General features: G+C 41.5%; 10 protein-coding genes. 1 reads left to right on the top strand and 9 read right to left on the bottom strand.

Annotated features, from left to right (window positions below; genetic code table 11):
- Positions 1-15: 15 nt before the first annotated feature.
- Genes PGS10_RS13390 through PGS10_RS13365 form a run of 6 tightly spaced genes read right to left on the bottom strand, consistent with a single transcriptional unit; the run spans position 16 to position 6,493 of the window.
- Positions 16-1,770, bottom strand: a complete 1,755-nt coding sequence (locus PGS10_RS13390) for a glycosyltransferase family 2 protein (RefSeq protein ID WP_316423085.1) — start codon at positions 1,768-1,770, stop codon at positions 16-18.
- Between the two features lie 22 nt (positions 1,771-1,792).
- Complete coding sequence (locus PGS10_RS13385) at positions 1,793-2,929, bottom strand: glycosyltransferase family 4 protein (RefSeq protein WP_045391794.1); 1,137 nt, start codon at positions 2,927-2,929, stop codon at positions 1,793-1,795.
- Between the two features lie 6 nt (positions 2,930-2,935).
- The gene (locus tag PGS10_RS13380; protein ID WP_047045964.1) at positions 2,936-3,826 is read right to left on the bottom strand and encodes a glycosyltransferase; all 891 of its coding nucleotides are present in this window, start codon (positions 3,824-3,826) and stop codon (positions 2,936-2,938) included.
- The gene (glf, locus tag PGS10_RS13375; RefSeq protein ID WP_045391800.1) at positions 3,823-4,974 is read right to left on the bottom strand and encodes a UDP-galactopyranose mutase; all 1,152 of its coding nucleotides are present in this window, start codon (positions 4,972-4,974) and stop codon (positions 3,823-3,825) included. Before glf ends, PGS10_RS13380 begins: the two co-directional genes overlap by 4 nt.
- An 11-nt stretch (positions 4,975-4,985) precedes the next feature.
- On the bottom strand, positions 4,986-5,726 hold the full coding sequence (locus PGS10_RS13370; protein WP_045391802.1) for an ABC transporter ATP-binding protein: 741 nt from the start codon (positions 5,724-5,726) through the stop codon (positions 4,986-4,988).
- The gene (locus PGS10_RS13365; RefSeq protein ID WP_045391805.1) at positions 5,726-6,493 is read right to left on the bottom strand and encodes an ABC transporter permease; all 768 of its coding nucleotides are present in this window, start codon (positions 6,491-6,493) and stop codon (positions 5,726-5,728) included. The genes PGS10_RS13370 and PGS10_RS13365 overlap by 1 nt, the downstream gene beginning before the upstream one ends.
- A gap of 951 nt (positions 6,494-7,444) precedes the next feature.
- Here PGS10_RS13365 and PGS10_RS13360 point away from each other — a divergent pair.
- Entirely contained in the window at positions 7,445-8,449 is a 1,005-nt protein-coding gene (locus PGS10_RS13360) for an NAD-dependent epimerase (RefSeq protein ID WP_045391808.1), read from the top strand.
- 256 nt (positions 8,450-8,705) lie between these two features.
- Here the strand turns inward: PGS10_RS13360 and ugd are convergent, their stop codons facing one another.
- From ugd to PGS10_RS13345, 3 genes are all read right to left on the bottom strand, one after another.
- Positions 8,706-9,872, bottom strand: coding sequence for a UDP-glucose 6-dehydrogenase (gene ugd / locus PGS10_RS13355; RefSeq protein WP_045391811.1), 1,167 nt, complete (start codon positions 9,870-9,872; stop codon positions 8,706-8,708).
- 223 nt (positions 9,873-10,095) lie between these two features.
- Complete coding sequence (locus PGS10_RS13350; protein WP_228339515.1) at positions 10,096-11,460, bottom strand: TolC family outer membrane protein; 1,365 nt, start codon at positions 11,458-11,460, stop codon at positions 10,096-10,098.
- An 11-nt stretch (positions 11,461-11,471) separates the two neighbouring features.
- Complete coding sequence (locus tag PGS10_RS13345) at positions 11,472-12,803, bottom strand: HlyD family type I secretion periplasmic adaptor subunit (RefSeq protein ID WP_047078091.1); 1,332 nt, start codon at positions 12,801-12,803, stop codon at positions 11,472-11,474.
- Between the last annotated feature and the right edge of the window lie 29 nt (positions 12,804-12,832).

Genomic DNA, 12,832 nt, shown 5'->3' with positions numbered 1-12,832 from the left:
ACAAGCCATCAATATTTAAATAAAATATTTCTTCCAAAAGTTCTCAGACGTTAAGTACGAGATCTTCTTTCCATACACTTCTGCAACAGCATTATAGGTAAAGAACCCTTTGCTAATGGCCCACAATGTTTTGATGATCAACTTAGCACAGCGTAATTTATCCTGCTTCAGTACGATAAAACTACCCTCAGTAGTTTCATAGTAAACTTCAGCATTCAAAAAAACCTGTTTTGTCGGATGAATTTCTGTGTTAGGGATTCGTACCCTATTTCCAGCCGTAATAAACCCAGGAACCAGATGACCATTGAGAAGAAACAGCCTGATTATCTTCGCCCATTTGGACTCAGGACTATCACGGTCAGTTTTTTTCACGTCGTTACCCTGCTCGACTTCACATGGCAATTCATCTTTCGACAGCTCACTAATCCGTCTACGCGCTTTTTGCGCATCCACATCATCAATCCAGAAATCAGGGCCTTGCATAACATCTGAATAAGCTTCAATGATAGCCTCAGCCGAAGAATAACGGTATGAAAAGCATAGCAAAAGTACTTTTGCTAATATCCAAAAAGCTATCTGTCTTCTTTTCTGTGATGACGGGTATACAAATGCAGGAACCAACAGACCTCTAACGCTCAAATATTCAACTAATGCGCTATATTTTTGATTAAAATTCATCTGCCACGACGCAATGCCATTGAGAGTAACGATCGGGTAAGCATGCATTATCCCGAATAAAATGTCATCGCCGCGGACGAAGAAAGGAAAAGCATAGTATTTTATCGCTGATACTTTGAAAGCGCAGAACCACCATGCTGCGTAATTGGCTTGTTCGTCCTCTTTATTAAACACATCCAGGCCACTTGGTGTTGAGACATCAACACCATTTTTTAAAGGCCGCATTCGTATCTGTTTATAAGGATAAATAGCACCTGCCTCGTAAACCGTTTGAGGTTTATCCTCATATAGCATACTGCCTGCTATCATCTGTTCATCGTTTTTTGAAAAACACATGAACCAATATGCTCTTTTAATACTTTCGATTTCACAGGATGCGTCATCATCCATAAAGATACAATAAGTTTCTTTATTGTTCTTTTTGACCTCAAATAAACCACGAGTGAAACCACCAGCCCCCCCCATGTTTTTATTTTTTATATAAGTAACATTAGGTCTTGGCTCTAAATCTAAATTGCATCCATTATCAATAACATATACATGAAATTTTGATTGACCAACACTGTCGGAAAATAAGTTTTTCTCAAATCTCGACAATGTCGATAATAATGCTACCTGTCGATTATAAGTAGTGATGACAATCGCTAGCTTACCAAAATCCTCTACTGCCCCATATGTAGTAAAAGAAAAACTCCTGATCTCACTATCATCAATTGACGACCAGTAAAAATAAATTCTACCGTCACGACATTCATTTAATTCTAAATTATCTAGCGTGAATGCCCCTTCAATTTCGCGTTGAAATACTTTCTTTAATATATCATTCGTTTTTAAGAAAATTGTGGCGATACCTCTGCCAACAACATCAACTTTGAACCCAATCTGTTTAACTGTTGTGTATTTCGACCACTTATGGAGATCAAATGAATTATAAAAAGTATCAAAGCAAATGTCATGATTCCTCGATACTCTGACGTACCCTGCATCACTATAGCATGTAGATACATTATCAGATAAAAAATACAGAGCGCTAATTTCACGGTGGTGTATATCCGGGAATACTGATGACTGTAATGCAATATTATTATTCATAACCTAACCGCATGAGTATTTTTCAGCGCTGAAACAGCTCTTCATATACTTGTAATGTTTTATCAATAACAATTTCTGATGTATAATGATTGACAATATTTTCCCTGGCATTGATACCCATTTTTTGTCTGTCATCATCTTCATTTATCAATGCTTTAATTCTCGCGGCCAGTTCTTTGACATTTTTGCGTTCAACTATATAACCATTATAGCCGTCTTTAATTAGTGAATTGCACCCACCATTATCATAGACAACACAAGCTCTACCCACAGCACCAGCCTCAAGCAGAATTCGCGGTACACCTTCGGGATATACAGAAGGAAGAGCAACAATATTTGCCCCAGCAATCAATTCTCTAATATCATCTCGAGTACCTAACCAGACGATATCACCTGCTGCGTGCCATTTTTCTATTTGCCCCAAGGTAATTCCATCGTCATCATTCTCAACAATGATACCTGCTACCTGAATAGTACAATCTATCCCTTCTAACTTCAGGATCCTTTTTGCTTTAATGAGATCAAGTAATCCTTTACTATGTAGCATACGACTGGCAAAAAGTATTATTCCATGAGTCAATTTCGGTTCTTGCTGGTATGAAAAATAACTGATATTAACCCCGGCGCCATCAATGACCTTTGCTTTCTCTTCTTTGACTCCCAGCAGAGAAAGTATTTTTCTTTTATCTTCTCGATGTTCAAATATTATTTTACAATCAACATTTGAGAACAAATATCGATACAACCTGAGGACAAGCCAACGTAATATTTTAAAAATGAGTTGCTCACTCTCAAACACTCGCCCTAGCCCTACAAAACTATAAACAAGTTTAGTTTTGTGATATTTGGCCCACAGACAACTTATGATCCCAGGTTTAATCGTAATGCAATGAAGGATATCAGGATTAATGCCTTTCAATATCCTCGAGGCATTAATAAAGCCTTTGATAAAAGCAAAAGGATTGATGCTTTTCTCATTAATTTGACTATTAACGCAGTGAAATCCTAATGCGGTGAGTCTGTTTGAAATTGCATCATCTACAAAATTTGCAATAACATAGACATCATATCCATTATTTAATGCAGCAATTCCTCTTTCGAGCCAATGAAGTTCAAAATACCAGGCAGAGTTAACAAAATAGCATAATTTCTTTTTCATAGCGGATTATGCACCTCTACCTTTTGGCTTCCAGAAACCATCCTTGATTCCATTATAGACATTAATCATACATTCTTTCCGCTTTTCATGCTTCAGTGCTGTAAATATATACTTCAACAACCTTAATGAAACATCAAATAAGGTGAAAGGCGAATTGTCCTGGAATATTTTACGGGACAAGATAAGGTTTCTACTTAAATAATATAGTTTCCACGGGGCTATTAATTGATTAGTAGTATCAATATCATGGACAATACATAATTCAGGAAGGTAAATAATAGGCGTACGCTGCAGGACCAGATGATGACCAAAATAAACATCGTCAAAATAGATAAAAAGCTCATCATATATAAACGATATAGATTTCTTTAGTGTCTCCTGACTTATCAACATTCCTACAAATGAAACGCTCACCACGGTCTCTTGCTGGCTTCCGTCAGGAATAAAACGTGCAGGATTAACTCTGTAAGCGATATTTCCCCAAAAACCATTAGGAATTTTCTTCCAGGGTATATTCATCTTGCAGCATTTGTCTGATGTATCCACCACCGTGCAGACATAGACATTTTCACTCGATAAATCAAGTGACTGAAAAGCTACGCCAAAATCTTTCTTCGGATACGCATCATCATCGTAAAATAGAACCCAATTAGTGTTCAAATTTTGCGTTATCCATTGCGCTCCATATTTAAAACCGCCAGCCCCGCCATCATTCATCTCCCGATGTAAAACTATAACTCGTTCATCGCAAACAGAATTAAGATAGGCTTGAGTGTCGTCGGTTGATGCATTGTTAACCACAACTATATATTGAAAAGGCAACGCCAGCGTTGCCTCTATTGTTGTTTTTAACTTTTCTAACCGATTATAAGTGACGATTAGAGCAGCTACATTCATCTGACTTTGACCGTGAACACAGGCATCACAGAATTCTGTTCTAATGACTTAAGATAAGTTCGCCCAGTTTCCAGAGCTTCAGCAATAGTTACATCCATATCAAGATAGCGGTATGTACCCAGACGACCAACAAAGGTAATATTCGCTTCTTTTTCGGCGCGATCGAGATAGTTTTGCAGCATAGCCATCTCCCCTACCTGACGAATTGGGTAATACGGAATATCCTCAGGCTCACATGAGCGACTAAACTCGCGATAGCAGATTGATTTTTCATGACTTTCCCATGGTGCAAAGTACTTATGCTCAGTAATACGAGTATAAGGCACTTTTTGCTCACCATAATTCATTACCGCACATCCCTGATAATCACCGTCGGTTCGGAATGCATCGAAATCCAGGGTGCGATAGCCCAGACGTCCCATATCATATTTATAAAAACCATCCAGCGCGCCACTATAAAATACATGGTCATATTCGCTACGAGTGGTTTCATCAAACAAGGTGTTTAAAGCCACTGAAATATTTTTATGATCTAATATCTTATCTACGATTACCGTGTAGCCGTCTTTTGGCATCCCCTGATATTTATGATTAAAGTAGTTATCATCGTAATTGAATCGTACAGGCAGACGCTTAAGAATTGAAGCCGGGAGCTCCGACGGAGACATTCCCCACTGTTTGATTGTGTAACCTTTAAAAAAGGCTTCATAAAGTTCTTTGCCGACAAAACGCAGTGCCTGCTCTTCAAATGTTGCAGGTTCTTCTATCGTTTTATCACTCTTTTCATCAATTAATTTACGTGCTTCGGTTGGGGAGCACGTGGTATGGAAGAACTGATTAATTGTGTGTAAGTTGATTGGTAAGGAAAATACTTGCCCATTGACCGTCGTCTTCACCCGGTTCACATAAGGCATCATTTCCGTGTATTGGTTGATGTACTCCCAAACCTCAGCATTGTCAGTATGGAAAATATGAGGGCCATAGGTATGAACCATAACGTTGGTTTCACTATCCCGCTCACTATAGCAGTTACCAGCAACATGCGGCCGGCTGTCAATAATCGTCACCTGATGACCTGCTTCAGCCAATAAGCGACCAATAACCGCGCCTGAAAATCCTGCGCCGACAATAAGTACATTCTTCTGCATTAGTTTTTCCATCAAGCCATTGAGGCTACATATTCATCAACAATAGAGCTTGCCTCACCGATAGCTTTCAACCGGTGATTTTCAACCCACACAACTTTATCGCAAATCTGCATAACATCTTTCATGCTGTGGCTAACAAACAGGATTGTTACCCCACGTTTTCTGAACTCATTGATTGTTTCAATACATTTCCGTTGAAATGCGATATCCCCAACCGCGAGAACTTCGTCGATAATCAATACATCTGGATCAACCTGGCTAATAACGGAAAAGCCCAGCTTCGCCAGCATGCCACTGGAGTATACGCGAATAGGCTCATCAATGAACTCACCTAGCTCTGAGAACTCGATAATTTTATCAAGCCGTTTATTAACTTCTGCTCTGCGTAACCCCAGTAAGGTGGCATTAAGTTTGATGTTTTCACGCCCGGTAAGTTCCGGATGAAAACCGCCTCCCAGCTCCAACATCGAAGCCACGCGTCCGACAACTTTTACCTCGCCCTTACTTGGCTTTAGCACACCAGCAACGAGACCAAGGGTCGTACTTTTGCCTGCGCCATTGCGGCCAATCAATGCAACTGATTCACCCTTATTGACGGTGAATGACACATTCTCGATAGCCAGATACTTACGGCCTTTTAGCAAATTAAAGGCCCGACGCGGATGAAAAAACAAGTCTTTAATGCCAGAGCCAATATGATGATATAGAGGATACTCTTTTGTTACATTGCAAAATTCAATAACAGCGGTCATCACAAAATCTCTGCAAATCGATATTTTAATTTATTAAAGACCCACACTCCTAGCAGCAACACAACCATGCCTGATGAGTATAGATAAGTGATATGCACATAATCCAGGTTGCCATTCATAAGCAGATCTCGCCAGGCCATAATCATGCTAGCCAGTGGGTTATAATCAATGATCCAAGTAAATTGTTGCGGGATCATATCTGAATTATAGAGTATCGGGGTACAGTAGAACATCAACATAATGCCCAAGGCGACAAATCGCTCCAGGTCACGGAAAAACAAATTCAGCGTTGAGAAAATTAGAGCAAATCCAAATGTAAAAATAATCTGTCCGATCGCCAGTAGAGGAATGCCCCAGAACCAACTCAGCGACGGTGACATACCATAAACATATAGAAACACAGCGATTACAGGAATTGTACACAAGAAGTGCAGCCCTTCCATCATCACATTACTCAAAGGAATAACCGAGCGCGGAAATACTGTTTTTTTAATGATCTGCGCATTAGAAATAAATGAGTATAATGAATTGGTTGCCGAACTTGCGAACCATTGCCACGGGAACAACCCAGTAATCAGGAAAACGGTATAATTTGGAATTTGTACTCTCATTACCATTTTAAAAATAAAATAGTAAATCATCGCAAATAATAAAGGGTTTGCGATAGACCATAAATATCCAAAGATGCTACTTTTATAGCGAACTTTTAAATCTTTATTAGTTATCACAACAAGTAGATCAAATAAATATCCTAATTTAAACTTCATTATTTGCACTCATTTTTTTGAAATCGACCACGCAATCATTCTTTCCTCTGGCACCTTGAGGAAATTGTGCACAGCTATAATATCAACATAATTATAATAAATTAGCCAAAAGCAGTCGTTGCCTCTATATCCACGGTATAGAGTAGCCCTTCTTAGCAACCATAAGCGGTTCCATATAATAGCGTACTCTATACCATCATTTGGAGTATGTTACGGGGGTAACTATACGGCTACAAACGATTAGCTTTGTCTAGTTGACTCGCAACAGCCAACGATCACATCAATCAGAGACACGCTACCGCCATTGGCTATCGCAACCAAAGCGCGCAAAACAAGCTTAGCATTTGATAAATCGTCATAAACCTCAAAGCATTACTACCGCAAGAGTCCATGATTTTGCTCTGTCTCAAGCCTCAAGTTGAGCTCAATCCGAGAGCGGTCACTCTCGCCGCTTCAGAGGCAACTTGCCATCAGGTTTGTCTCATTTCAGGCAACGGACCTGGCAACTGAGTTACTTAACTTTATACAAGTTGCCCTATTCAGCAGCGTCATTAATGTCAGTGGCATACCTGCCTATTATGGTAATAAAATCAGAAAGTTGCAATGTGGGCATCTTAAGTTAATACCATATGAATGAAACAGCAGCATAGTATACTCCCGGACTATAAGATTAAAAGCGAAAAAGCAGTATTGGCTGGCAAAGAAGAGATATATACCAGGTAAGTACAATGCCGTTTAAACATTTGTCTACAACTAAAAACACTTGCTAACCAATGAGAGTGATTTTCACTCTCATATTGGAGATGGCGTCCTTGCGACGGTAGGTTTAGCTTTAAATGTTATTCTCTCCAACCTTTCCGAACCAATCAGTAAACAAGATGATCGATACCTCCCCCCTGTGTAAAATAGGCCCTTATAGGCAGTGGGACATAATGATCCTGGAGGATATAAATGAAATTTTTAGTCACTGGTGCTGCTGGCTTCATCGGCTTTCATGTATGCAAACGCCTGCTGGAAGCTGGTCATGAGGTTGTCGGAATCGACAATATGAATGACTACTACGATGTGAGCCTCAAACAAGCCCGCCTGGATCTTCTGAAAGCACCTTTGTTCAGTTTTCACAAAATTGATCTCGCCGATCGGGTCAGCATGGAGCAGCTTTTTGCTACGGAGAAATTTAACCGCGTAATCAACCTTGCCGCTCAGGCCGGCGTGCGTTACTCGCTGGAAAACCCACACGCTTACGCTGACGCTAACCTGATGGGCTTCCTGAATATCCTTGAGGGTTGTCGCCATACTAAAGTTGAGCACCTGGTCTACGCGTCATCCAGTTCCGTCTATGGCTTAAACCGTAAGATGCCGTTTTCAACCGATGATTCGGTAGATCATCCTGTATCGCTATACGCGGCAACCAAAAAAGCCAACGAATTGATGGCACATACTTATGCGCATCTGTATGGAATTCCAACAACCGGGCTGCGGTTTTTTACCGTCTACGGACCCTGGGGACGCCCGGATATGGCACTATTCAAATTCACGAAAGCCATGCTCGAAGGGCAATGTATAGACGTCTACAACTACGGAAAAATGAAGCGGGACTTCACCTATATTGACGATATAGTTGAAGCAGTTGTTCGTGTTCAGGATGTTGTTCCGCAACCGAATCCAGACTGGACGGTTGAAGGCGGGTCTCCGGCGACCAGTTCCGCCCCCTATCGGGTATATAACATTGGTAATAGTTCGCCTGTAGAACTGATGGACTACATCACTGCGCTTGAAGAGGCGCTGGGAATGGAAGCTAAGAAAAACATGATGCCGATGCAACCAGGCGATGTTCTGGAGACAAGCGCTGAAACCCAACCGCTATATGATCTTGTTGGTTTCCGGCCACAAACCACAGTTAAGCAAGGCGTGAAGAACTTCGTGGATTGGTATAAAGACTACTACGCAATTTGATAGTTTCTTATCTTCTATTTTACCGCAATCAAAAGATTGCGGTATATTAACCGCCAATAGTGTAATCAGCCTAGTATTATCCCTACGCTATATATTTCTAATTCGACAGACGTTTCTTTCGATGTAGAAGACAGAGATAGTCTCGCAAATGCCACGGTAGCATTAGTATTTTATTTCAGCACATAATGATGCTGCGTTTTTTCTTTATAAAAAATTAAGACAGGTAATTTTGCAAACTACCTGTCATTATGGAAAGTTAATCGTTACCAAAGAGGTCACGCGTATATACTTTATCTTTCACATCCGCCAATTCTTCTGCCATGCGGTTAGAGATAATAACATCTGATTCCTGCTTGAAAGCATCAAGGTCGCGAATAACGCGTGAGTTAAAAAACTCATCTTCCTTCATCACTGGCTCGTAAATAATTACAGGTATACCTTTCGCTTTTATCCTTTTCATTATACCTTGAATAGAGGAAGCACGGAAATTATCAGAGCCGCTCTTCATAATTAACCGATACACACCAACAACTTTCGGGTTTTTCGCCAGAATGGAGTCTGCAATAAAATCTTTTCGGGTGCGATTAGCATCAACAATTGCCGAAATAATATTATTGGGCACCGACTCATAATTCGCCAGCAACTGTTTGGTATCTTTCGGTAAGCAGTACCCACCATAGCCAAAAGAGGGATTGTTGTAATGATTACCAATTCGCGGATCCAGACATACACCCTCAATAATTTGTTTACTGTTTAGTCCCTGGCTTTCGGCGTAGCTGTCTAACTCATTAAAATAGGCAACACGTAGTGCTAAATAAGTATTAGCAAAGAGCTTAATAGCTTCAGCTTCAGTTGAATCAGTAAAAAGGGTCGGAATGTCTTTTTTTATCGCACCTTCTTTCAATAGGTCTGCGAATCGCTCAGCACGAGCAGAACGCTCACCAATGACAATCCGTGATGGATATAAATTATCGTACAAAGCACGCCCCTCGCGGAGAAACTCCGGCGAGAAAATGATATTTTCAATGCCAAGGCGTTCTTTTATGCCACGAGTGAAACCAACTGGGACCGTTGATTTTATAACCATAACAGCTTTCGGATTGATAGCAGTCACATCACGGATGACAGCCTCAACAGAAGACGTATTGAAGTAATTTGTCTTGGGATCATAATCTGTCGGCGTAGCTATAATAACGTAATCAGCGTCATGATACGCATCGAGTTTGTCTGTTGTTGCACGAAAATTAAGCTTTTTTTCCGTTAAATATTGTTGGATCTCATTATCTGCTATAGGTGAAATTTTCTGGTTAAGCAAATCTACTTTGGCCTGAATGATATCCAAAGCAACCACTTCATGGTTCTGGGCAATCAGAACACCATTCGATAAACCAACATAGCCTGTACCGGAAATAGTAATTTTCATAGAGCAACACTTCTACAGTTAACGGGTGATGGCAAATCGCCACAGTAATCATGGATACTGCTGGCGTTTTACTCTTTGCGAATAGTGAAGTCAAGACGGGGACGGGTCTTAAGGGTCCCCTTCATGTGAGCATACAGATTGAAGCGTAGTATCGATACGGGTTTCAGAGATGCAAAAAACAAACTATTTTACACTCTTTCTGTTTCCGACTTCATAGCTTAACTCAAGAACGATGGAAATACCCCGCGACTTGCATAATATCTTTTTCGCTCAGCGTACCTGAATCTCCAAGCAACGTAATCCAGGCCTTAATATACGTGTATTTGGCCTCTGCTAAATCTCGCTGTGCAGCGTAAAGCTGCTGCTCCGCATTAAGCACATCAACGTTAACCCTTTGCCCTGCAAGCACACTTTGCCGCGTGGCCTCAACCTGCGTCGTTGCAGACTTTACAGCCAGTTCGTAAGCCCTAAGCTTCGCCTGGCTACTAATACATTGATTAAACTGTTTACGCAGATCGTTCATTATCGAACCGACCTGGGCGTCCAGTTCATACTTGGCCTGACCATAACGTGCCGCGGCCTGCCTTGTCGAGGCAGCAACCCCCCCGCCAGAATAAATTGGCATTGATACCTGAACCCCAACGCTATCTGTTCGATATTTTTGATTTACGGTGTTGTCGCTGCTGGAATCATTTTCCGAATGTGATGCGTATAGCTGTACCTGAGGCATAAATCCAGCCCGGTTGCGTTCTACATCATAACGCGCTGCATCCACGCCATGACGTGATGAAGCTAGTTGGGGATTTCGTTCCATGGCTAATTTTTGCCAATCATCGAATGCTGTATAACGTAGCGGCGAGACCTGAAATTTGCCTTGCCGTAACGTCTGCAATGCATCTAACTGATCAAGTGGAATTCCGATGATGACTTCAAGTTCCCGCTGAGCTGAGTCTAAGACATCCCGAGCCTCGATAACCTGAGCTTCGGCCAAACTGTACCTTGCTTGAGTCTCAGCAACGTCCGTTACAGTACCCTCGCCAGCGGACATCAGGCGATCATTTAAAGCAAGCTGTTCTTTATAAGCAGCTTTCTGCGCCTCAGCGAGTGCAATTTGATCTTTTGCATATGCAACACTGACATAAGCCGAAATGACCCGGACTGCAAGATCGAGATATTTACTGCGATATTTTTCGTCGGCCATCAAACTTTGTGCGACTCCCGTTTTATATTTCGCATAAGCCTCATAATCAAATAGAGGTTGCGTTAAGGTCACGGAACCAGCATAACTGCGGTACTGCTGTCGTTTAGTCACATCGCTGACATTGCCAAAAATATCACTCGTCTGATATTTTTGAGTCTGCCAATTTCGTGGTGCATTCTGATAATTGAGAGAGACTTTTGGTAGCAACCCTGCTCGTCCGATATTCCTTGCCTCATCACCGGCTTCTTTTTCTTTAATCGCCGCCTGAAATGTTGGGTCTTTTTCCAATGCAAGCGAATAAGCATCCAGAATACCCAATGCATGCACCGGTGAGGATATCACCCACACTATCGAACTAAGGGCTAGATTAATCATCTTCCTTTTCATGAAAATCACGATTATTCCTCGGTCAATGAAGTACGCGCACGATCCAAAATAGGTTTAAAGAGATAACTTAACAACGAACGTGACCCCGTCCTTACGAACACCTCGACAGGCATCCCAGGTTTTATTTCCTCGCCCTGGAGCATTTTAATGCCTTCCGGAGTGACGGTTACCTGCATCTGATAATAAGCTTCCCCATTTGCTTTATCGATTAAACGGTCTGCAGAAACGAGCGTTACAGTACCAGGTATTTTAGGGGTCCTGTTCTGGTTAAAAGCAGTAAACATAAGCTCAACGGGAAGTCCGGTATATACTTTATCGATTAATTGTACTTTTAATTGAGCATCCACAACCAGCGCAGCTTCACTGGGAACCACATCCATAAGATGGTCGCCTGCACCCACTACTCCCCCTTGGGTAAATATATTCAGCCCAACAACTGTTCCATCAACTGGCGAAATAATTTCCGTATTCCCTAGTTCAAAATTAGCCATATCAAGTTTGTTTTTATAATCATTTACATCCATTTGCGTTTGCGCTAACTGCGTTCTTACTTCACGCTGATAATCCGCATAACGCTGGTCTATTCGCTGTTGCGACTCTAGCAGTTGTTTTTGAAGCTGTCCGATCCTGCCAATCGTCTCATCAATGCTGCTACTGATTTCTGCAAACTGACGTTGAGCCTCCAGATAACGATTCCTCGGCAAATACCCTTCAGCAGAGAGCTGTTTCATACTGGTCATCTGCTCACGGATACTGTTTAGCTGAATCTGTTTATTCGCCCGGGAATCCTGTAATCCCTTAAGCTGGAAACGGATGCCATCAATAGATTGTTTAAAACCATCAACTTCACTACGTAATGCCTGTCGGCGCGAAATAAAAAGTTGTTGCTGCAAGGCAATGATTTCCGCTGCACGAGGCTTGTCTTTGATAGCATTGAAAACGTCAGAGAATTTTATGGTATCCAGGTTATCTCTTTCGGCCAACAGACGCCCTTCTGTTGCCAGAGTGGTATAATATTGAATCTTCAGAGAATCCACCTGCGCCTGCGCCTGAACCTGGCTCATTTGAACCAGTACCTGCCCGGCTTTGACCTTATCCCCTTCTTTAACCGCAATATTGCTAATAATACCGCTAGTTGGAGACTGGATTGTTTTACGGTTTCCTGAAACTGTTACCGACCCTTGAGAAGCAACGCCTTTATCCAATGGGGCAAAAGCTGCCCATAAAAGGAAACCGCATAAACCAATGGCGATCACCAACCAACCGAAACGCGTATACTTCCGCTCATCAGTAGAATCTGATGAGGTATCGCCACGAAGAGACTGATTAATGTGAGAAGACATATTCCCCCCTTTAACAACAGATAGTTGCA

It is taken from the genome of Klebsiella sp. 141153, assembly GCF_032601995.1.
Taxonomy (GTDB): domain Bacteria; phylum Pseudomonadota; class Gammaproteobacteria; order Enterobacterales; family Enterobacteriaceae; genus Klebsiella; species Klebsiella aerogenes.
This window is presented reverse-complemented; position numbering and strand designations above follow the sequence as displayed.